The organism is Thermococcus eurythermalis, from assembly GCF_000769655.1.
GTDB lineage: Archaea > Methanobacteriota_B > Thermococci > Thermococcales > Thermococcaceae > Thermococcus > Thermococcus eurythermalis.
The window spans coordinates 1,213,515-1,234,663 of sequence record NZ_CP008887.1; the positions used below are offsets into that span (position 1 = coordinate 1,213,515).

A 21,149-nucleotide genomic window follows, 5' to 3' on the forward strand; every position below is an offset into this window, starting at 1 on the left:
GTGGTTCCCTTGACTTTCTTTTTAAAGGTCATGATGAGACCAACGGGAATAGTGGCCCTCCGCGCCCTGCCGCAGAGCAAGATGAGAACGGCACTTCGCTACGTTCCCCCGACGACGCTTATTGGGGCGATATCCTATCCACTCCACCACCTCTCAGGAAACAGGGCCGAGACTGTATATGACAGGAAAACGGTCAAAAGCACCGCAGACGGGATTAGGAACCTGTTCGAGTGGGTGACCATTAAAACCATTGGGAAGCCAAGACTATACGGAGCACTGCTGAAGATTAACAAAACACACAGGGGCGAGCTCCAAACGGCCGTCACATCATTTCCCTTCGCGGTGATGTACGGTTCAGGGGACTCCACAATAACTGCGGTCTACCTCGTGAACGGGGAGGAGCTCTCCAAAGGGCCTTATACGATGAAAGACCTCGAAAGGGCGGCGTGGGGAATAACAAGGCTTGGTTCAAGGGAGTCAGTGGTCAGCGTTGAGAACGTTGAGACGGGTAAAGCCGAGATATCCGAAGCTTCCAGTGCTGAGACATCATACGCGTTCCCCTTCAAGGGATTCGAAGTGCAGGGCAGGGGCACACTGCAGTCTGTAGTGGACTGGCGCTCAGGGATTGGTGACTATTCCAGCGCGAAGCGCATCGTGATGTTCTACCCTGAGGATACTGTCAAGGTAAGAGGAGAGCTGAGAACCGCTACCGTAGGGGGTGAGACCCTTGTCCTCGCTCCTTGAGGCGATTGCAAATTACCCCTACGAGGGCCTGACAAGGGAACTCCTTTCCCTCGGGATGTCATGGGTAGTTATAAATACCGGAACCCTTGAACCGGACGCGAACGAGCTGGCGGATTCCCTTGAAGGCGCCCTCCGTTCACTCGGCGATAGGGCTAAGGCGCACACTTCCAAGATGGGCCGGAACGACGGGAGCTCCTTCGATAAGGTTCTCAAGGTCTGGTTCAACAGGAGCGCTCCCGAAACCTATGGGGAGCTTTTCGAGCTGGTCGTCACTGAAACAGTTAAACTCCTCAGGAAGGGACTCCTCGACCCCAGAGCCTCTCTAACGTCCGTTAGAGTTGATAAGAACGGGACATATCTTGGCGTTGAGTTTGATGGCCAAACATGGAAACAGCCCGGAAAGAAACCAAAAGCGGAATATTACGCGATACTGCCTGCAATAATCAAGCAACCAGAATACTACGAGCGTCAGAGCGGTTTTCTCATCCCAACTACAGGTCAGAAAGCACAGATACGTCTTGACCCGCTGTGGTTCTCTTTCGTTGCCTTGGGGTTCTTTACGGGTTTTGCAGGCTTTGTCGGCGGCAGGTATTACCTGATAACAAAGCCAGGGATAGAAGGGTTCTGGCCGTATGAGGTTGAGGACATAGTTGTTCAGGGATTGTTACCGATAACGGAGGCAGGAATCCGCGGGAGGCTTTCGCTGAGCACGGAGGAGCTCTACGAGATGAAGCTTGCAATGAAGCTTGCCGAGGAAAACAGGGACGTTCCCGAGGAGGCTTACCCCGTTGTCCTCCACGTGATTAGCCTTGAGGGGCAGGTGTACACAGAACTCAAAACGGTCCAGCTTGACCTCTCAGGCCTTAGTAGATACCTGAATTCCTACGTGGGGCGCATCAAGGCCCTTAGCACGGGGGGAGTTCCCCTAACCGTGGAGCTGAAGGAAGGAAAGGCCACGGTTCACAAATATCCCCTGTGGGCCCTCGTTGACGTTGCCGAGAAGGAGTTGAGCAGGCGGGTAACTGGTGACGGGGAGATGCTCGCTTACATCTTCGTCAAAGACCTTTATCGTGCCATCAACAGCGGGAACAAAAGGCTCATTGAGGACTCCCTGTTCAGACTATTCCGCCAGGGCAGGGCTTTGCTTGAAGGAAATGCGAGGGCAAGCGGCGAGCTAAGGAAAGTTCTGAGGGCGTTCATGTGGAAACCCCACATGGAGGTGCTCCTGTGAGGCCCTATGAAGAAGCCCTCAAAAGGCTCGCAGATGTCAAGGGCTTTATGCCCGAGAGGAGGCCCCTCCTTGAGGAGGCGTTTAGCTTTTTGACCTCCTCCCCAAAGCCGTTTCTCATTCTGAACGCTCCCACGGGTTACGGCAAAACCCTCCTCAGCTACGCCCTCGCGCTTCACTCCCTAAATGATGCCTCTCTCTTTGACAGGGTCATCCACGTCCTCCCCATGAGGTCAATTATTGAGGACGTTCAGAGAACGGCCGAGGAGGCCTTCGGTTTTTCAAGGACGAAGATGATGGGGTCGAGCGGCGAGTTCATGCACCTCTTTCCCCTGAACATCACAACCGCCGACACGTTCACGTGGGACTTACTGAAGCTCAACACAAAGAGAAGGCACCTCGTGAAGGCGGGAAGGGAGTTCGGCTACGACTACCTCACCCAGGCTTCGATTTTAACGTCTCTCGTTGTCTTTGATGAGGCCCACTTTCTGCTGGAAGATGAATCCATGGCGACGGCATTCAGCTCGGTTGTTGAGTTTCTGACCTCTCAGGGAGTTCCAATCGTCGTGATGACCGCCACTCTTTCCAGTGGCCACGTTGAGTTCTTTGAAAAGCATGCGAGAAAAAACGGCTACGAGTTTGAAGTGCTCAAACCCGATGAAAACGACCCCTTCATAAGGAGGGAACTCCAGAAGGACATCTCGATGACGTTTGGTAATGGCAACCCGCTTGAGTTCGTTGAACCCGGGAAGAGGAACGCCGTCATAGTTAACACCGTTGAAAGGGCGGTTGAGCTGTACAATCGGGCCTTAGATGAGGATACTGGGTTCGGGAAGGACCGAATAGTCCTGATTCATGGCAGAATGAAGCCAAGCCACAAACAGGCCCTCATTGACCGCCTCAGAAGGCTCAAAAATGAAGAGTTTCTCCTGATTGGAACTCAAGCGGTTGAGGCCGGCGTTGATTTTTCGAGCGATGTAATGGTTACCGACAGGGCACCCATCAACTCCCTCCTCCAGCGCCTTGGAAGGCTCGCCAGGCATGCCCGGGACAGTGAGGGCCAGGTGGTTATCATGGAAGACGCACCTACCGGACCGTATCCTTCCGAAAAGGTTGAACTCACCGTTAACCTTCTGAAGGAGGAGGGGATTCACCCCAGGGTTCCCCAGACCTATGAGCGGATAGTGAACGAAGTTCATGGCTCAAGTCTTGTGTCCGTTACAAAGCTAATCAACAAGTCGTTGAGCGGAAAACTCGTCAAGTTCATGGCTGAACCCTCCAAAAGAGCACCCCAAGTTCTTGGAGAAATCGAGAGGCTTATCCAGCAGGGAATCCCGATTATGAGAGGTTTTCTTATTCCGCTTTCCGTTGAAGGTGAGGTCGTGCTCATAAGCCCGAGGAAGCTCCTTGACCTTTACTCAAAGGGCCTCGTCGAGCTGAAAGATATTAAATTTGAGCTACGCGGAATCAGCGATGCCTACCGCGTTGCAAAGAGTTTAGCGCTTGGTGAAGATGTTGAGGTTATCTACGTTGGGGATTACGACCGGGAGCGTGGTATACCATGAGGCCTTGCGCTTACTTCAGCAACGGAAAGTGCATCGAAACGATGGAAGCCCACATACGGAGAGGTCTCGAGCTGATTGATTGCCTTTATCTCGCGAGGAACTACGGGGCCTTTCTCGGAAGGCTCCTTGAACTTAACCCCACTGCCGCAGGGGACCTGTTGAGAAAGGCGTACGTTCTACACGACGTTGGGAAGTGCCTTGAGATGTTTCAGAACAGGAGAGGGGGTTTCGGCTACCACGAGTTCTACTCATACCTTGTAGCGCGAAAAGTCTTGGCAGGCTTTGGAGAAGCCGGAGATATTGCTTCCGTCGCAATTCTACTCCATCACCACGACTGGATACGGAAAACAATCGTCAAAAGACCTCCAAGTTTAAGACTGGCTGAAGAGTGCCCCGGACTAATACAGGCACTTTCAGGCCTCGAAGTTCCTGATAAAATACCCTGGAGTGAACCCGTTGAGGAATACTCCTGCGTCGAGAAAACTCTCAAGAGAAGCCTTCGGGCAGTTTATACCCTCCTTCTGCCGATTGTGGTGGCGGACAACTACGCCGCGGCGTGTAACAGGGGAGGGAAGGGGAGCACTCTTGGGAAGGAAATCCTGGAGACCCTGAAGGTGAGGGGGTGGGACCTTGCTGGTTGTCTTCCCGGTGGGCTTTGATGAGAAGTTCATACTCAGGGCGTTGATGAGAAAGAGAGAAGAGATAGACGGTCTCGGCAGGGGAGACAAACTCATTGCCGTTTTACCAAAGGGCTACAGAGAGGAACAAAGGACGGTGAATGCCCTGAAGGCAATAGAAAGCATAGTTGGGCCGATAGTAGGGGAGGAGAACATCATTCACTTGGAGGTTCCTTCAAATGGCGATGAGATGGTAGTCACAATAAAGCGAAGTGTGGAAGACAACATGACCAGAGACAGGGTTGTCCTTGCAGTTCTCTCGGGGGGAATGAGGCCCCTCGTTGTTGGGACTTTACTGGCACTCATGAGCCTAAAGAGCACGCGGGTCATCGTTGAGAGCGACTTCGAGAACCTCTCAGGCCACATCTCCCTTGAGCTTGGTTCGTTTCTGGCTCCCTACAGCAGGAGGTGGGCTATGATTTTGTGCGGTTTGATGAAGGGAAAGAGCGTTAGAGCAATAGCGGAGGAGCTTGGCGTCTCTCCAGCGACGATAAGCAACGAGTTGAAGAAGATGGCGGATTATTATTTAGTTAGGAGCGAACGTCCCGATGGTCGGGCCCCGAGGTATCAAATCACGCGGGCGGGTAAGACGTACATTAAGCTGATGGGGGTCAGTTGCAATGAGACTTGAACTCCTGCTCCACTTTAAGGTTTGTTGCAATGAGACCTAAGGAAAATTGAAAGGAAAGCGCAGGGAGCAAGATGTTTAGAATAAAGCACGACGGCAAAACCGGGATACAAACAGGTCCGCGCTTGGGAGTTCCACTTTAGAACGGGGGGCGATGAGGAGTTGCTCCGCGTTGCTTGGGACACTGGACTCGGAATGAGGAATGCTCACGGTTTTGGGATGATTGGGGTGGTCTGAATGAACCTCCCGGAAGAAATCAAATCCTTCAACGAGAGAATTAAGAACGCCATAAACGGCAACCACAGGCCCGAGAGAAGGATATGGGTAACCTCTCTAAGCTACTGCCTCAGGAAGACCGCCCTTGACATATACCTCAACGCGTACAGTCCCTCGCGTAGCTGGGAAGCCAGGATAGGCTCCGCCCTGCACGGCTGGCTGGCGGAGGTCGTTGGGAGCGCGGAGTTCGAAGTGCCGGTTGAATACGAACTGAAGGAGGGCTGGAAGCTCGTTGGGCGGGTTGATGCCGTTAAGGGCCCCTACGTTCTTGAGTTCAAGTTCAAGGGGTTTGAGGGCAACGGGGAAGGGATTCCGCGAAAAAATCACGACCTTGAGCACGCGGAGCCATCGCGGGAGTGGGTCGAGCAGATTAACGCCTACATGGGGATGCTCGGAAAGGAGAAGGGATACATCTACATCTTCGACAGGAACGGGCTCGACTTCCGGGTGTTTCCTGTCGAGTTTGATGAGACTCTCTTCAGGAGGTTCCTGGGGAGGGCCAAAAGGGTTATTGAGGCCGTAGAGGAGCTGGAAAGCGGGAAGTTCCCAAGCTGGATATCGACGGTTGGGCGGAAAGGCTGGGTATGCAACCGCTGTCCCTATAAGCCGATTTGCGCCGAGATTGACAGGGAGGAGCTAAAGGTCAAATGATGTTCTCCATCGGGTTCTTTTCCGTTCCAAGGACGTCGCGGAGGGGCTGTGAGCGAAGGCGGTAGATTACCACCGAATCTTCGCTTTCGTCTATTATCTCCTTCAGCCCTGCCTTGATGCGCTCGTACTCTGCCCCCGTGACTTCTCCCTCGAAGACGCTGTTCTGGACCCAGTGGAGGTGCTGGCGGAGGAACTTCTTGACGTGGTTGACGCGCTTCACGTTCACATCATAGACCACGATGATGTACATGGAACCACCGTAAGGGTTAGGAAGTCCTGAATTTAACCTTTTCTGGCCTATCACGCTAAAAGTGCCTCAATTTCCAAAAAGGGCTGTTTGAGAGGAGGAAAAGTAAAAATCTCTTCTCGAATGCGGCAGGAAATCAATTTTTGTTGTTTCAAAATTATTACTTATTGTTATATGCTCTCGCTTGAACTGTAACGAATTTTCTTTGGGAATTAAAACAGAGCTCGTCAATCCCCTGAATAACGCCATAGCCTGTGGAAAATGATGTTATTTTAGATTCGACCTTTTTAATCTTCGATTTTGGAGTTTAACAACATCACACGGGTTTGCATTTCTTAAACCGTTTCACCAGCATTACTGGGAAGAGTCCTTCCAACCACCATTTTGGAAATCTGGAGATTCACGACGACTCCGATTGGAGAATATCTGTGCATTCTTTCTTGAGGGGTTTCCAGAAAAGCTTAAATATATAAGAACGTACAACTCCCTGTTGGGCGAACAGACAGAAAATCCGCCCTGTTGCAATAAGACTCTAGGAGAATTGAAAGGACAACGAGGACATCTACGCCATGCTCTCCTTCCACGGTTGCAATAAGACTCTAGGAGAATTGAAAGAGTATGCGCTCTGCGAGGGCCGGCGCGTGAAGCTCAGCGTTGCAATAAGACTCTAGGAGAATTGAAAGCCATCATGTTCTTCACTATGCTATATGTTTAAACACAGTTGCAATAAGACTCTAGGAGAATTGAAAGACAACAACAGTTGGTTCTTGCTCGGCATACTTGCGAAGTTGCAATAAGACTCTAGGAGAATTGAAAGATAGACAGACCTGTCGGGCCTTGCTGACATTACTACGTTGCAATAAGACTCTAGGAGAATTGAAAGCGAGATAAGGATGCTGGGTCCGACGACGGTCAAGCTCGTTGCAATAAGACTCTAGGAGAATTGAAAGCGATTCCACTACTCATAGGTTTCACCTCCTTGAACCTCGTTGCAATAAGACTCTAGGAGAATTGAAAGGGAAATTGTCCTGAGAAGGACGTTCAGGCTACCGGAGGTTGCAATAAGACTCTAGGAGAATTGAAAGAACTATGGGACGGGAAAGGCTTTAGGGACTTAGCCTTGTTGCAATAAGACTCTAGGAGAATTGAAAGTGTGTCTATTAATCTCATTGGAACTTTGGCGGTGGTGTTGCAATAAGACTCTAGGAGAATTGAAAGCTATCGTTTCTTCGTCTGGCAAAACGGCGACCTTGGGGTTGCAATAAGACTCTAGGAGAATTGAAAGGGATAAGGCCGATAAGAATACCCCAGGCGGCCCACGTTGCAATAAGACTCTAGGAGAATTGAAAGTGTTCTGGTCGCGTTGTCGGAGCGCGTCGCGGTTGTGGTTGCAATAAGACTCTAGGAGAATTGAAAGAGGTCGAGCTCCTCCGGCGCCAGCTCGGGGGGTGACGTTGCAATAAGACTCTAGGAGAATTGAAAGTGTTCTTTTGAAGGCCAGGACTAGCAGGAGGTTCTACGTTGCAATAAGACTCTAGGAGAATTGAAAGAGTTCTGGAGAGACATCAAGATAAGAAGAAAGGTCAAGGTTGCAATAAGACTCTAGGAGAATTGAAAGGCAAATCAACAAAATCAACGCCATCTTTTGCGTTCATGTTGCAATAAGACTCTAGGAGAATTGAAAGGAGGAGATACTGTGCAAATTCCTCCAGCTCGGGAGGGGTTGCAATAAGACTCTAGGAGAATTGAAAGTGAGCGGGCGAAGAACAGAGCACTGACGAGAGAAGTAGTTGCAATAAGACTCTAGGAGAATTGAAAGCGCGCTTCCTGAGCTTGACCTTGTACGCTTTAGGCGGTTGCAATAAGACTCTAGGAGAATTGAAAGAGGGGGTGGTAAACGTGCGAAGAAGAGGTAGGGGCTTGTTGCAATAAGACTCTAGGAGAATTGAAAGGATGAAAAAAAAGATATTATAGCTGTCAGAGTGTGCGTTGCAATAAGACTCTAGGAGAATTGAAAGTGCAAATTGGAGGTATCTTGGATGGTACTATCATCCAGGTTGCAATAAGACTCTAGGAGAATTGAAAGACAGACGGAACAATTGTGTCTGGCCAAAACCCTATGGTTGCAATAAGACTCTAGGAGAATTGAAAGGAGGCACCCTGTCATTACTCATCTTCGGATCCAGGCCAGTTGCAATAAGACTCTAGGAGAATTGAAAGTAGTCTAAGGTTCCTACTAAGTTGTCGTCTATGTAGGTTGCAATAAGACTCTAGGAGAATTGAAAGAATGTGGGGAGAGGGTGAAATCAGGTACACCGTTACGTTGCAATAAGACTCTAGGAGAATTGAAAGGGGCTATGTGGTGCAGGTCTCTGGTGGGATTAAACACGTTGCAATAAGACTCTAGGAGAATTGAAAGGCTGTGAATTCTGAAACAGTTACTGATTTATCCCCAGTTGCAATAAGACTCTAGGAGAATTGAAAGTTATCAATCAGCACAACATCAGAGGCCCTGGTAACATGTTGCAATAAGACTCTAGGAGAATTGAAAGGGGCAGCCCCAGCAGCCCCAATAAGCAACAGGTTGTTGTTGCAATAAGACTCTAGGAGAATTGAAAGCTCCAAATACTTGTTCACCAATATGTTTCTCCCCATGTTGCAATAAGACTCTAGGAGAATTGAAAGCGAAAAAATCAATGACGAACTGCACGGGGTCGGCCCGCGTTGCAATAAGACTCTAGGAGAATTGAAAGAGTAATAATCTCTGAGGTTTGTTTCCGACGTGCTCAGGTTGCAATAAGACTCTAGGAGAATTGAAAGCTCGTGTATTGGCTCCATCTTCGCCATCCAGACCTCGTTGCAATAAGACTCTAGGAGAATTGAAAGAAAGAAGATGGCGAAACTCTACCGGCAATACTACGAGTTGCAATAAGACTCTAGGAGAATTGAAAGACGCTGAGCGGGAGCTGATACAGCAACTCATAGAGGGGTTGCAATAAGACTCTAGGAGAATTGAAAGTAAATCGTGCCGTCGTTCCCGTTGCCGCTCTTGTCCGTTGCAATAAGACTCTAGGAGAATTGAAAGCAACAGGCGCCGTTTACCTCTGATATCCTCACCCTCGACGTGTTGCAATAAGACTCTAGGAGAATTGAAAGCCGTGTGTTCTTCACTATATATTATGCTCTTATCCTTGTTGCAATAAGACTCTAGGAGAATTGAAAGGATTAAGCGCCTCGATATCAGACCGACGACGATGCGGGTTGCAATAAGACTCTAGGAGAATTGAAAGACAATAATTGATTGTGAACCTTAATTAAAATACTAAAGTTGCAATAAGACTCTAGGAGAATTGAAAGGAACGTACTCAACAATTGAATCCTCGTAGTCAGAAAGTTGCAATAAGACTCTAGGAGAATTGAAAGAAAGAAGGACGCCAAGAAGTGGGACGAGTTCGTCACGTTGCAATAAGACTCTAGGAGAATTGAAAGAGTGGTTCGTCCGCCACACTTCATACGCCCGGAGCACGTTGCAATAAGACTCTAGGAGAATTGAAAGTGCGATGTCTTCAGTCAGGAATTCCTTATTAGTAATGTTGCAATAAGACTCTAGGAGAATTGAAAGGAACCTTCCTAGCCGCCCACCTCGTCCTGGCTTCTTCGTTGCAATAAGACTCTAGGAGAATTGAAAGGAACGTGACTGCCGCATCCGCAAAGCTCCTGTCAAGGGTTGCAATAAGACTCTAGGAGAATTGAAAGTTGGGAAAACAAGAATAAGAATGGACAAGCTAACTGGGTTGCAATAAGACTCTAGGAGAATTGAAAGACACGGATAACGACGTTCTTCATCTTCCTTCACCCCGGTTGCAATAAGACTCTAGGAGAATTGAAAGTGCAGAACAAGATAGACGACGCAAAGCAGCTCGAGACGTTGCAATAAGACTCTAGGAGAATTGAAAGAAAGTAGCAAATACAATACTTATTTTTAAACATTAAGTGTTGCAATAAGACTCTAGGAGAATTGAAAGTTTGTTGTTAGCGTTGTGTTGCCGACCTTCAGAGACTTGTTGCAATAAGACTCTAGGAGAATTGAAAGTCAAAGAGATTGATAAGACGCTTAGCGAAGTGCTCGGTGTTGCAATAAGACTCTAGGAGAATTGAAAGCCGGAGGTGGTGTTGAGATGGCGAAGATAAGAGCCCAGGTTGCAATAAGACTCTAGGAGAATTGAAAGACGAAGGTCTGGAGAATGAACCTCTGCTGTTCGGGGTGTTGCAATAAGACTCTAGGAGAATTGAAAGCGGTGGGGGCTGGGCCTAAACGTTCTCCAGCACTTTTGTTGCAATAAGACTCTAGGAGAATTGAAAGTGGCATTCCAGATGAGTTCGAGTGAGTTCCCATTTACTGTTGCAATAAGACTCTAGGAGAATTGAAAGAACTGGAAATACGTCCTTGCGGCTTTGATGAGAGATAGTTGCAATAAGACTCTAGGAGAATTGAAAGCGACTGTGGCGACGACAACAGCCGCAGGAGGGTCTACGTTGCAATAAGACTCTAGGAGAATTGAAAGAATTGTTTGACACTTGAAGTTTTTTAAGTAATAGAAAGTTGCAATAAGACTCTAGGAGAATTGAAAGGCTTCGGGCCGTCTCTGATCGCGTAGTCGTTGCTGAGTTGCAATAAGACTCTAGGAGAATTGAAAGAAAGTCTGCGAATACGCTCCGATATAAGCTGAGTTAGTTGCAATAAGACTCTAGGAGAATTGAAAGTTGGATAGATGGTCAGGGCAGATTTTGTATAAGACGGTTGCAATAAGACTCTAGGAGAATTGAAAGCTGAGGCCGATAGAAGAGAGCACGCCCTCCGCAAGCCGGTTGCAATAAGACTCTAGGAGAATTGAAAGGAGAAAAATAGAGATAGAAGAATAACCAAAGGGGTAGGTTGCAATAAGACTCTAGGAGAATTGAAAGCGGAGATTGTCATACACATACGGCAACGTCGGCGCAGTTGCAATAAGACTCTAGGAGAATTGAAAGCCGAGATGGACGTAAACCAGCTTCACCCGCGGTGCCTGGTTGCAATAAGACTCTAGGAGAATTGAAAGGCGTGGTGAGATACTGCAACGCGGTCATAATCTGAGAGTTGCAATAAGACTCTAGGAGAATTGAAAGCCTTCTCCGGCTTGAGTGGGCCGAGCGGGTCGCGGACTGTTGCAATAAGACTCTAGGAGAATTGAAAGGATTGAGGTTTTCCAGAACCTCGGCGAATTCGCTCGGTGTTGCAATAAGACTTGAAGAGAATCAAAAGCTCCGTGCCCTTTGAGCTAAGTTCTAAAATCTGGGCAGAGAGAAAAGGGCAAAAGCCCTCAGAGAAGCATCCTCGCGTCGACGGCGACAGCGCCGTCTTCGTAGGCGAAGATCGGGTTGATGTCGAGCTCCTTAATCTCCGGAAGCTCGAGGGCGAGCTCGCCGACCTTGACTATGATGTCCGCTAAGGCGTCTATGTCTACCGGCTTCTCACCGCGGGCTCCTGCTAAAATCGGGTAGGCCTTGATCTCCTTGATCATGTCGAGGGCCTCGTCCTTGGTTATCGGGGCAACGCGGAAGCTGACGTCCTTGAGGATTTCAACGAAGATACCACCGAGACCGAACATGATGGCAGGGCCGAACTGCGGGTCGCGGATCATACCGACGATGACCTCCTTGCCGAGCGGGAGCATCTTGTAGATTATGACACCCCAGAGGTCGGCGTCCGGCTTGTAGTTCTTGGCGTTCTCCATGATGGTCCTGAAGGCCTGCCTGGCCTCCTCATCGTTCTTGATGTTGACCTTAACGCCGCCGGCGTCGCTCTTGTGGATGATCTGCGGAGAAACAATCTTCATAACGACCGGGTAGCCAATCTCCCTGGCGAACTGAACGGCCTCTTCCTCGTTTGTGGCGACCTTGAAGTCCGGAACCGGGACGCCGTAAAGCTTGAGTATCTCCTTCGCCTCAGGCTCGACGAGCGGCCTATTCTCGGCCTTGGCCTTCTCGATTATTTCCCTAGCCTTAGCAATCCTGTCCATACCAATCACCTCATCAGCTTGACAGTGTTCAATCCGACCGGGCAGTTAAAAGGGTTTCCATTTGCAAAGTTTTGGTTCAAATCCAGTTGAAGCGGTAGGAAGTTATAAATAGACCAAATAACAATAACAAGTGGTGAGCAACATGAATAAAAAGTTCTTTCCATTGTTGGTCTCGTTTTTTGTAGTTCTTCTCGTCGCGGTGTCTTTCCAGACTGAGAAGGCCTCTACCAGTGATGTTACCATCGCCCTTTACAACTCCGCCAGCGTTGGCGTTGTTGAGGAGACCTTTGAGGTCGAGCTTGAGGAGGGCATCAATGAGGTGCCCCTTGAGGGGCTTTCGGGCTTTGACCTGGCGGAGGTCAGCGTCAGGCCGCTTGACGACGGCGTCTCCGTGCTGGGCATCTTTGGGAGAGATGAGAGCAGAACCGGGAGCGAAGTTGAGATAGGCCTTAAAGGTGGTAACGTGATAGCCGGAACGTACCTCGGAACCCGCGATGGCAAGATTGCCGTAGAGAGCGACGGCTACTACCTGATAAACCCAGAAGAGGTCGTGTATTTCAAGGTGAAAGACCTTGACGAGTCCAAACCCTACGTCTCGCTCAGGTCGGAGGAAGCGGGAAAGTTCAGGGTGAGCGTTACCTACCGGGTTCAGGGGATAAACTGGGAGAGCAGGTACAGGCTTTACCTGGGTGATGAGGCCGAACTGAGGGGTTACGTCGTCATCAAGAACCCTACAGATAAGGATTTTAGGGACGCGGAAGTCCTGCTTGTTGCGGGGGACGTGAGCTTCTACTCCCAGCCCCGGCCGAAGACGCTCTACGAACGGGTGGAAGAGGCTAGCGGAGTTGTCGTGAGCTCTCCGGAGCGGGCCGAGGCCTTTTACGTCTACCGTCTCGGAGTGGCCGACATAACCTCAGGGAGCACGATGGTCTACCCCTACGTTGAGCTGAACACCCCATTCACAAGGGAGTATCTCTACGAGAGCTGGCCATACAACGGTGAGAGGCCCGTCTACGAGTCCGTTTCATTCAAGACCGATATGGTTCTCCCCGCGGGAGTTGTTGAGATTTTCAAGGACACTGATGACGGGAGGCTCTTCATAGGCGAGTCGAGAATCGAGCACACGCCAAAGGGCGACACGGTTAGGATAGGCATAGGCAGGGACTACGACGTCAAGGGCACCACAACGGTCCTCGAAAGGGACAGCGAAGGCAGGCACTACAAGATTAGGATAACCCTGCAGAACTTCGGCGACGAGGCAAAAACCGTGGTTGTAAGGCACTACAAGAGGGGAGAGGTGTCCCTCGCCAGCGTCCAGCCCACGGCGGAAACGGCGGACTACGTTGAGTTCCTCGTGACCGTGGGGCCCGGCGAAAAGAAGGAAATAACCTTCGAGTACGGGAGTTAGCTCTTCCGCAGGGTAACCTCGAAGCTCTTGTCTCCTTTTCTTACTTCTATGACAAGGCTCTTGTCGTAGTCTATGAACTTCGTGCTCACGAGGCTGTAACCCTCGTCCTTCAGGAAGTTCGCCATCTTAAGTCCGAGGTCGTCGAAGAGCTCCGCCGCCATTGTGGCCAGGCTCGGCTCCTTTATTCCAAGCTCGTCGTGATACCTCCGTGCCAGCTCAAAAACGTCCGCCATAATGACCACCAACAATAGTATTCTCCGGCCTTAAAAACCCTTTCGCCGAAAGGCTTAAATCCACCGAGTCTAACCCACGTTAGTGGTAAAAATGGCAAGGGTTCTCTGGGTTCTCAAGGCGGGAGACAGGCTCTACTCCAAGGTTCTGGACGAGTACCCCTACTACGTCGAGCTGAACGTCTCAACGGGAGAACACATCTGCACCTGCCCTAGGGGAGGCGACTGCCCCCACGTTTCGGCAGTGAAAGAGGCTTACGAGAAGGGCATCTACTTCGACGCCGGGGGCTCGGAACCTCTGAACCCCGAGGCACTTGCGTGGTCGTACCTCTCGGAAGTCCCGAGGCTGGCGCTGGACGTTGCTGTGGCCGAGCTCTTCAACTCCCTCAAGAGGGACGAAAGCGGGAGCGAGAGTGCTATGCTCTTTCTCCGCGCCTTAAGGCTCGTCCGCGAAACGGGAGCGGAGGAATACCTCCACGTGCTCGGTGAGGCCCTCGACGAGCTGTCTGCTGTTTTTCATGACTACCCCCTTGTTGAAAAACTGCGCGAGGGGTACGAGCACACCCGAAGGGCCCTCGAAAAGGAACCCTTATAAGAGCTTAAATCCCGAAACACCAACTTAGAGGGTGGGAATAATGAAGGCCCTGTACAGGGAGATGTGCCCAAACTGCTCAGGTAGAATTTCTGACGAAAGGCTAGTAATGAAGAACCCGTGCGATGACTGTATCGATAACCCCGTCACCGCTGAAAGCTATTTCGAGCTCGTAAATGCTGTTAGAGAGGCCCTGAAGTCGAGAGGGAAGCTCAAGGCCTGGGAGGACATTTACTCCCTTGAAAAGGGCCTCCGGGAGATTGAAGAGTTCTTTGAGAAGGCCACGGGCTTCACATTCTGGAGCGCCCAGAGAACCTGGGTCAAGAGGCTACTCAAGGGCAGGAGCTTCTCCATCATAGCCCCAACGGGAATGGGCAAGAGCACCTTTGGGGCCTTCATGTCCGTCTACTACGCCGTGCAGGGCAAGAAGAGCTACATTGTCGTCCCCACGACGCCCCTCGTCGTTCAAACGGTCAAAAAAGTCCAGGCGATAATCGAGAGAACGGGACTGGACGTCAAGCTGGCCTACTACCACGGCAACCTCAAGAAGAAAGAGAAGGAAGAGATGCTCGCTAAAATCGAGTCTGGGGACTTTGACATCCTCATAACGAGCGCCCAGTGGCTTGCGAGGAACTTTGACGAGAAGCTGAGGGGCAAGCGCTTCGACTTCATATTCGTTGACGACGTCGATGCGTTCCTCAAGGCGAGCAAGAACATAGACCGCTCCCTCCTCCTGCTCGGCTTCACCGAGGGGATTATAGACAAGGCGTGGGAGATTATAAGGCTCAAGAAGCAGATGAGCAAGTACCTCAACGGCAACGCCGAGGATAGGGAAGAAAAGCTCAACGAGCTCAACGGAGACATAGGGAAGCTCCAGCGCGAGATTGAGGAGTTCAAGAGGAAGAACAAGGTCGGAGTAATGATTATCGCTTCCGCCACTGGGAGCGCGAGGGGCGACAGGATAAAGCTCTACCGCGAGCTCCTCGGCTTTGAAGTTGGCTCGGGAAGGAGCGCGCTGAGGAACGTCGTGGACAGCTACCTAAAGCCGACCAAAGACGTTAAGGAGCACGTGGGGGAGCTCCTCAGGAGACTTGGAAAGGGCGGTCTCGTCTTCGTCCCCATTGACCAGGGGCTGAGCTACGCGGAGGAGCTTGTCAACTATCTCAAGGAGAAGGGCTTCGCGGTAGAGCTCGCGAGCTCAAAGAACAAGAAGGCCGTTGAGAAGTTCGAGAACGGCGAGGCAGACTACCTCGTCGGCGTTGCGACCTACTACGGCTCAATCGTTAGGGGTCTTGACCTGCCGCACCTCATCCGCTACGCGGTCTTCACCGGCGTTCCGAAGTTCCGCTTCTCGATTGACCTTGAGAGGCCCACAATCTACCGCGCCCTCGGTCTGCTGAGCGAGATAATGGACTTCCTGGACGAGGAGGACAGAAAGCAGGCCGAGAAGCTTCACGCAAGACTTAGAAGGCTGATACGGAACATCCCCCAGTTCGAACTGATGAAGATAGAGGAGGCCCTGGCTGAAGGGCTCCCCCTCGAGAACGACTTCCACAAGACCGTCCTCAACGTTTTCAGGGAGCTGGTGGAGTTCCTGCGCAGGGTTTTGAAGAAGGAAGACGTTCTCCAGAGGCTCGCTGAAGACCCGTTCGTCAGCCTCGTGAAGGAAGAGGGCAAGTGGTTCATCGAAATTCCCGACGTCAGGACTTACATCCAGGCAACCGGAAGGACGAGCAGGCTGTTCGCGGGCGGAATCACCAAGGGTCTCAGCGTCCTCATAGTGGACAACGAGAAGGTCTTCAACGGTTTGGTCAGGCAGATGCGCTGGCGCTTCACGGAGTTCAAGATGGTGCCCTTCGAGGAGCTCGACCTTGAGGAACTCCTGAGGGAGATAGACGAGGACAGGGAGAAAGTCCGCCTCGTGATGGAGGGCAAGATAAGCTCGAAGGTCAAGGACCTCGTTAAATCAGCTCTTATGATCGTCGAGAGCCCCAACAAGGCCAGGACGATAGCCAACTTCTTCGGCAGGCCGAGCAAGAGGCGCATCGGTGATTTGGTCGCCTACGAGGTGAGCATAGGCAACAGACAGCTGACGATTCTCGCGAGCGGGGGACACATGTTCGACCTCGTCACCGATGAGGGCTACCACGGCGTCCTAATCGAGCGCAATGAAGATATGCTCAGGTTTATTCCCGTCTATGACACCATAAAGCGGTGCCGTGACTGTGGCTACCAGTTCGTTGACTGGGAGAAGAAAGGAGTTTGTCCGCGCTGTGGCTCAACGAACGTTCGCGACGCCCTTGAGAACGTCATCGCGATGCGCGAGATTGCTCAAGAGGTCGACGAGATACTCATCGCGACCGACCCTGATACTGAGGGTGAGAAGATAGCCTGGGACATAAGGAACATTCTGAGCCCCTACACGCCGAACATCAAGAGGACAGAATTCCACGAGGTCACGAGACCGGCCATACTGAAGGCCATTGAAGAGGCAAGGGACGTGAACGAGAACCGCGTCGGGGCCCAGATTGTTAGGCGCATAGAGGACAGGTGGATAGGCTTCGAGCTGAGCGGTGAGCTTCAGAGGGTCTTCGAGAACAGGAACCTCTCCGCCGGAAGGGTTCAGACCCCTGTTCTCGGCTGGATTATTGAAAGGTATAAGGAGTTCAGCGAAAGCGAGGTCTACTTCCTCGGCCTGACCCTTGAGAACGGCCTCCAGGTCACGGTTGAGCTCGGGAAGGGCGGTAAGGACGTCGAGCCACCCGAGTACGTAACCGTTGAGGAAGTCCAGCTTGAGGAGAGGGAGCTCAACCCCGCACCGCCCTACACGACTGACGCAATGCTCAAGGACGCCTCGACCTTTCTCAAGCTGTCCGCGCCGGAAACGATGCGCCTTGCCCAGGACCTCTTCGAGATGGGTCTCATCACCTACCACAGGACTGACTCTACCCACGTCAGCAACACGGGAGTAGAAATCGCAAAGGAATACATAACCCAGGAGCTCGGCGAGCAGTACTTCAAGCCGAGGCCGTGGGGAGAAGAGGGGACGCACGAGGCCATAAGGCCGACGAGGCCCATCGATACCGGACGCCTGATGCAGCTCATCCGTGACGGCATAATCCAGTTGCCGAAGAGCCTCACGCGCAACCACTACAGGCTCTACGACATGATATTCAGGCGCTTTATGACCAGCCAGATGACCCCTGCAAAGGTTCTCTACGAGAGGGCAGTCATCAACGCCGGCGTCGGAAAGGTTAAGCTTGAAGGCTACGTAGAGATACTGGAAGAGGGCTGGACGAAGCTCCGCTCGCCGTCCCTCAGACAGCTGCCGAAGCTGGAGCCCGGGATGAAGCTCAAGGTCGTTGAGTCAAAGAAGTGGAAGGCCCCGAAGGTCCCGCTCTACACCCAGGGTGACATAATTGCGTTGATGAAAGAGCGCGGCATAGGAAGGCCCTCGACGTACGCGAAGATAGTCGAGACCCTTATACGGCGCGGCTATGTGATAGAGACAAAGGGCAGGAAGAAGCTTGTTCCTACTGAGAAGGGCATAAAGGTGTACCACTACCTCGTCAGCAAGTACCGCGACCTCGTCAGTGAGGAGCGCACGAGGGAGCTTGAAAAGCTCATGGACCAGATTGAAGAAGGAAAGGCTGACTACATTGAGGTGCTAAACGACCTCTATTCTGAACTGAGACGTTACGTGTATGGGGAAGGTTAAGGGCGTGTTTTCCTTTACTTTATGTGACACTTTTTTGGCAATTTTCACCCATTGATAACCAGATATTAGAACCTTAGTTTACGGTTGTTGTTTTATTTGGAGGTAAAACCAAAAACCTTAAAACCCTTCTTGGAGTAATCCCCTTGCGTGCCCATGCAAATTGAATTTTATCCATGTTAGTCACCTGTTGCAATCACGGGGTATTTACCCCGACCATTCCCAATGTGTGGAAAAAGTTTATAATGGGTTACGTCAGAAATAGTATATAGAAAATTAGGTGGTGGTAAGGATGGTTAAGGACAGGATGGTGGAACTCCTCCAGGAGCACTTCGAGTTGAACCTCTACGAGGCAAGGGCGTACGTTGCCCTCGTTGGCTTCGGCGTTCTCACCCCTGCCGAGCTCGCCAGCGTCTCGGAGGTTCCCGCGCCGAGAACCTACGACGTCCTCAGAAGCCTTGAGAAGAAGGGCTTTGCCATTAGCCAGCCGGGCAAGGTCAACAAGTACAGACCCGTTCACCCGGAGAACATCCTCGAGAAGTTCATCGAGGAGTGGCAGGAGCGCGTCAAGGAGGAGCTTGAGGCCAAGAAGAAGGCCAAAGAGGAGCTCCTTGAGCTCATGAGGCCTCTCATCGAGACCGAGATTCCGAAGTACGGCGTCGAGCGCGTCTGGGTTGTCAGGGGAATAAGGAACGCTACCCTCAAGACCAAGGAGATGTTTGAGGAAGTCAAGGAGCAGATACTCCTCGCCGACGATGGCTACATAGCAATCAACCTTGAGAGCGACCTTCTCAAGGCCATTGACAACGGTGCCAAGGCCAAGATAATCGTTACCGAGCCCGTCCTCAAGAGGCTTGAGGCCTCCTCGAAGATACTCGACTACGCCAAGAAGGGCAAGCTCGAGCTCAGGGTTCTCGACAAGTTCGAGCTTCCGATGCTCATCTGCGACGACGAGGTCTTCTTCGCCCTCGAGGACATGGCCGCTCGCTACTTCAACTACGAGACCCAGGTCTGGATCAAGGACTTCAGGATCAAGGCCCTCTTCGAGGCCAAGTTCAACGAGTACTGGGAAAATGCCAAGAAGGTCTGAGCTCCTTTTCTTTTCTGCTTTTCTGAGGTATTAACAAGGAAAGAATTAAAGACTAGCGCCTTCTTAACATTAAAGGAACCAACGCGAGTAAGCCAACCAAGCCAGGCCCGCAGATACTTGTTTCGGGGTTCCCCGTGTTGGTTGCTGTTTCCGTTTTGTTGGGCCGCGTCTCCCTTGTTGGAGAAGTAAGGTTAGCCTCAGCGGGCGTGCCGGTTGGGGTGTTCGCGCTTGTTTTCTCGCAGACTGTTATGCTGACGATTTTAACGTCATCGGGAAACCAGAAACCCTGTACAAGTCCCAGGGGGTTGTTGGTTGTGTTAACGTAGATGAGGGTTATATTTCTCGTGACATTATCCTTTTTAAGCGTGAAATAAACCGGAAAAAAGCCCGAATCTGGAATGATGGGGGGCACGGGAGACCACTCGCTGGCGTTTTGGTTCAGAGCAATAAACACATCGCTAACGTTCATATAGCTCCACTCACCGGGACCGGGTGACTGAAGTTCTATCTTCCAGCCGTTTATATCGTCTCTAGCTTCTTCCTTTGGAACGTAGAACCAGCTAACGTTCACCGGCTCAATGCAGAAGTCTCTGGTATCGAGCCGGTAAATCTTGCCCACCTGTGTTGAGCAGTCCGGTGAGTAATAACTAACCTCCAAGTACCAGCCCCCGTTTGTGAACGCCGCCCCCTTGTAGTCCACGTAAGGGGTTTTAAACAGGGGGGTGAAGTTAAGGAGGTACAACTGAGAGCCATTGAAGTGAAGGAGAAACTGACGGCCACCGAAAACCGCCGGCCAGCAGGAAGTCATACCACAGTCAAGGCCCCACTGAAGGACTTCCAGATGGATTAGGGACTCGGTTCCGTTTGAGAGAACCGAGTATTTTACCTCGTATAGCTGGCCGGGTCCTCTCACGTAGTGAACCGCGGAAACGGGAACTGTGAGGAAAAGAAGAATTAGGGCGGGAATCACCAGTCGGGACATTTTGATCTCCACCTCTTTGGGGTTTTTCTTGGGAGCAAACCCACGAATGCAAGAAGAACAATGAACCCTGGTCCGCAGATACCACTTTTGGTTTCTTTTGTGTTGTTTGGTGTTTTCATGGTATTTGATGAGATTGTTGTTCTGTTGGGGACGGTACTAGTCTCAGCGGCCGTACTGATGGACGTAGTCACGTTCGCTTTCTCGCAGGCGGTCACGTTGGCTATCTTAATGCTGTCCGGAAACCAGTAGCCGGCAACTCCAGATGTGTTTGGGGGAACGAAGTCCTCTCTCGTAACGTTTAGATTGAGATAAACGAGGGTGATGTTCTTCACGTGACCCTCCTTTTTGAGGAGGAAGTAAATCGGAAAAACGCTCGAATTGACGACTTCAGTTGGGCCAGGAGACCACCTCAGCGCGTTCTCGCTCATCGTGACCCACACGTCGCTCATGTTCGCGTAGTCCCATTTTTGAAAGCTCTGGGACTGAAGCTCAATCCGCCAGCCGTTTATCTCATCACTGATTTTTCCCCTTGGAAGCTTGGACCAGCTAACATTGACGGGTTCAATGCACATGTTTTCTGAATCGAAAACGTAGACACCGCGGACGTGAGTCATCGGGGGGCGGAACGTGATATCCAGGTACCAGCTTCCGTTTATGAAGCGCGCACCGTTAAGAGAATGGTCGAGGGGGGTGCAGTGGTAGAGGGTCTCGAACCTGTCAAGGAGCGTGCTGTAGTTCGGATAAAGGGCTCTAAATGCTGGCGTGAGGTTTAGAAGGCATAGCTGAGAGCCATTGAAGTAGAGCAGATGCTCTTCTCCCCCAATAACCTCCCCCGTGGCCGCATTGGCGCAGTCTATTCCCGAAAGTGGAGGGCAGTATGGCCCGTAGGTGAGGATTAGAAGGGGAATAAAAGCCTCGCTTCCGTTGGAGATAACGGAGTACTGAACGTTGTAGACAGAACCGCTCGACCCAGCTGAAACCACGGCCTTGGATAAGAGTGTGAGGGCGAAAAACAGGGTGATAGCTGTTCTAAACGTACGGTTCATTGAGCTCCCTC

The 21,149-nt window shown here is 51.2% G+C and carries 16 protein-coding genes and 1 CRISPR repeat array; of the genes, 11 read left to right on the forward strand and 5 right to left on the reverse strand.

What is annotated here, in order from left to right:
* The 7 genes from cas5a to TEU_RS06590 all read left to right on the forward strand — a co-directional run bounded on the left by cas5a (position 1) and on the right by TEU_RS06590 (position 5,769).
* Positions 1-744, forward strand: a complete 744-nt coding sequence (cas5a, locus tag TEU_RS06565; protein ID WP_320407190.1) for a type I-A CRISPR-associated protein Cas5a — start codon at positions 1-3, stop codon at positions 742-744.
* Positions 728-1,975 carry a type I-A CRISPR-associated protein Cas8a2/Csx9 gene (cas8a2, locus tag TEU_RS06570; protein ID WP_050003013.1) on the forward strand — a complete coding sequence of 416 codons (1,248 nt, stop codon included), beginning with the start codon at positions 728-730 and terminating at the stop codon, positions 1,973-1,975. The genes cas5a and cas8a2 overlap by 17 nt, the downstream gene beginning before the upstream one ends.
* On the forward strand, positions 1,972-3,537 hold the full coding sequence (cas3, locus tag TEU_RS06575) for a CRISPR-associated helicase Cas3' (protein ID WP_050003014.1): 1,566 nt from the start codon (positions 1,972-1,974) through the stop codon (positions 3,535-3,537). The genes cas8a2 and cas3 overlap by 4 nt, the downstream gene beginning before the upstream one ends.
* Positions 3,534-4,196, forward strand: a complete 663-nt coding sequence (locus tag TEU_RS06580) for a CRISPR-associated endonuclease Cas3'' (RefSeq protein WP_050003015.1) — start codon at positions 3,534-3,536, stop codon at positions 4,194-4,196. The genes cas3 and TEU_RS06580 overlap by 4 nt, the downstream gene beginning before the upstream one ends.
* Positions 4,168-4,845 carry a CRISPR-associated CARF protein Csa3 gene (gene csa3, locus TEU_RS06585; protein WP_050003016.1) on the forward strand — a complete coding sequence of 226 codons (678 nt, stop codon included), beginning with the start codon at positions 4,168-4,170 and terminating at the stop codon, positions 4,843-4,845. The genes TEU_RS06580 and csa3 overlap by 29 nt, the downstream gene beginning before the upstream one ends.
* A gap of 159 nt (positions 4,846-5,004) precedes the next feature.
* A complete protein-coding gene (locus TEU_RS11980; protein ID WP_265100838.1) occupies positions 5,005-5,079 on the forward strand; it encodes a hypothetical protein in 75 nt (24 codons plus the stop codon).
* On the forward strand, positions 5,080-5,769 hold the full coding sequence (locus TEU_RS06590) for a CRISPR-associated protein Cas4 (RefSeq protein WP_050003017.1): 690 nt from the start codon (positions 5,080-5,082) through the stop codon (positions 5,767-5,769).
* Here the strand turns inward: TEU_RS06590 and cas2 are convergent.
* Complete coding sequence (gene cas2 / locus TEU_RS06595; protein WP_050003018.1) at positions 5,762-6,019, reverse strand: CRISPR-associated endonuclease Cas2; 258 nt, start codon at positions 6,017-6,019, stop codon at positions 5,762-5,764. The genes TEU_RS06590 and cas2 overlap by 8 nt on opposite strands.
* A gap of 515 nt (positions 6,020-6,534) precedes the next feature.
* A CRISPR array of direct repeats spans positions 6,535-11,318; the repeat unit is 30 nt; unit sequence GTTGCAATAAGACTCTAGGAGAATTGAAAG.
* Positions 11,319-11,376: 58 nt separating this feature from the next.
* Complete coding sequence (locus TEU_RS06600) at positions 11,377-12,075, reverse strand: acetate--CoA ligase family protein (RefSeq protein ID WP_050003019.1); 699 nt, start codon at positions 12,073-12,075, stop codon at positions 11,377-11,379.
* A 142-nt stretch (positions 12,076-12,217) separates the two neighbouring features.
* Between TEU_RS06600 and TEU_RS06605 the strand changes: the two genes are divergently transcribed.
* Positions 12,218-13,483 carry a DUF4139 domain-containing protein gene (locus tag TEU_RS06605; protein WP_050003020.1) on the forward strand — a complete coding sequence of 422 codons (1,266 nt, stop codon included), beginning with the start codon at positions 12,218-12,220 and terminating at the stop codon, positions 13,481-13,483.
* Here the strand turns inward: TEU_RS06605 and TEU_RS06610 are convergent.
* Positions 13,480-13,716, reverse strand: a complete 237-nt coding sequence (locus tag TEU_RS06610; RefSeq protein WP_050003021.1) for a hypothetical protein — start codon at positions 13,714-13,716, stop codon at positions 13,480-13,482. The genes TEU_RS06605 and TEU_RS06610 overlap by 4 nt on opposite strands.
* Positions 13,717-13,807: 91 nt before the next feature.
* On the opposite strand from TEU_RS06610, the gene TEU_RS06615 reads away from it, so the two are divergent.
* The 3 genes from TEU_RS06615 to trmBL2 all read left to right on the forward strand — a co-directional run bounded on the left by TEU_RS06615 (position 13,808) and on the right by trmBL2 (position 19,110).
* Positions 13,808-14,308 carry a hypothetical protein gene (locus tag TEU_RS06615; RefSeq protein WP_050003022.1) on the forward strand — a complete coding sequence of 167 codons (501 nt, stop codon included), beginning with the start codon at positions 13,808-13,810 and terminating at the stop codon, positions 14,306-14,308.
* 40 nt (positions 14,309-14,348) lie between these two features.
* On the forward strand, positions 14,349-18,023 hold the full coding sequence (gene rgy, locus TEU_RS06620; RefSeq protein ID WP_050003023.1) for a reverse gyrase: 3,675 nt from the start codon (positions 14,349-14,351) through the stop codon (positions 18,021-18,023).
* 289 nt (positions 18,024-18,312) lie between these two features.
* Positions 18,313-19,110, forward strand: a complete 798-nt coding sequence (gene trmBL2 / locus TEU_RS06625; RefSeq protein WP_050003024.1) for an HTH-type transcriptional regulator TrmBL2 — start codon at positions 18,313-18,315, stop codon at positions 19,108-19,110.
* A 52-nt stretch (positions 19,111-19,162) separates the two neighbouring features.
* Here trmBL2 and TEU_RS06630 read toward each other — a convergent pair whose 3' ends face one another.
* Complete coding sequence (locus TEU_RS06630; RefSeq protein WP_050003025.1) at positions 19,163-20,092, reverse strand: CGP-CTERM sorting domain-containing protein; 930 nt, start codon at positions 20,090-20,092, stop codon at positions 19,163-19,165.
* Entirely contained in the window at positions 20,077-21,138 is a 1,062-nt protein-coding gene (locus tag TEU_RS06635) for a CGP-CTERM sorting domain-containing protein (protein WP_050003026.1), read from the reverse strand. The genes TEU_RS06630 and TEU_RS06635 overlap by 16 nt, the downstream gene beginning before the upstream one ends.
* Between the last annotated feature and the right edge of the window lie 11 nt (positions 21,139-21,149).

Bases quoted from the DNA above. Each gene is read 5' to 3' on its own strand.
- TEU_RS06580 (WP_050003015.1), top strand. From the start codon at position 3,534: ATGAGGCCTTGCGCTTACTTCAGCAACGGAAAGTGCATCGAAACGATG.
- TEU_RS06590 (WP_050003017.1), top strand. From the start codon at position 5,080: ATGAACCTCCCGGAAGAAATCAAATCCTTCAACGAGAGAATTAAGAAC.
- cas2 (WP_050003018.1), bottom strand. From the start codon at position 6,019: ATGTACATCATCGTGGTCTATGATGTGAACGTGAAGCGCGTCAACCAC.
- TEU_RS06600 (WP_050003019.1), bottom strand. From the start codon at position 12,075: ATGGACAGGATTGCTAAGGCTAGGGAAATAATCGAGAAGGCCAAGGCC.
- TEU_RS06605 (WP_050003020.1), top strand. From the start codon at position 12,218: ATGAATAAAAAGTTCTTTCCATTGTTGGTCTCGTTTTTTGTAGTTCTT.
- TEU_RS06610 (WP_050003021.1), bottom strand. From the start codon at position 13,716: ATGGCGGACGTTTTTGAGCTGGCACGGAGGTATCACGACGAGCTTGGA.
- TEU_RS06615 (WP_050003022.1), top strand. From the start codon at position 13,808: ATGGCAAGGGTTCTCTGGGTTCTCAAGGCGGGAGACAGGCTCTACTCC.
- rgy (WP_050003023.1), top strand. From the start codon at position 14,349: ATGAAGGCCCTGTACAGGGAGATGTGCCCAAACTGCTCAGGTAGAATT.
- trmBL2 (WP_050003024.1), top strand. From the start codon at position 18,313: ATGGTTAAGGACAGGATGGTGGAACTCCTCCAGGAGCACTTCGAGTTG.
- TEU_RS06630 (WP_050003025.1), bottom strand. From the start codon at position 20,092: ATGTCCCGACTGGTGATTCCCGCCCTAATTCTTCTTTTCCTCACAGTT.
- TEU_RS06635 (WP_050003026.1), bottom strand. From the start codon at position 21,138: ATGAACCGTACGTTTAGAACAGCTATCACCCTGTTTTTCGCCCTCACA.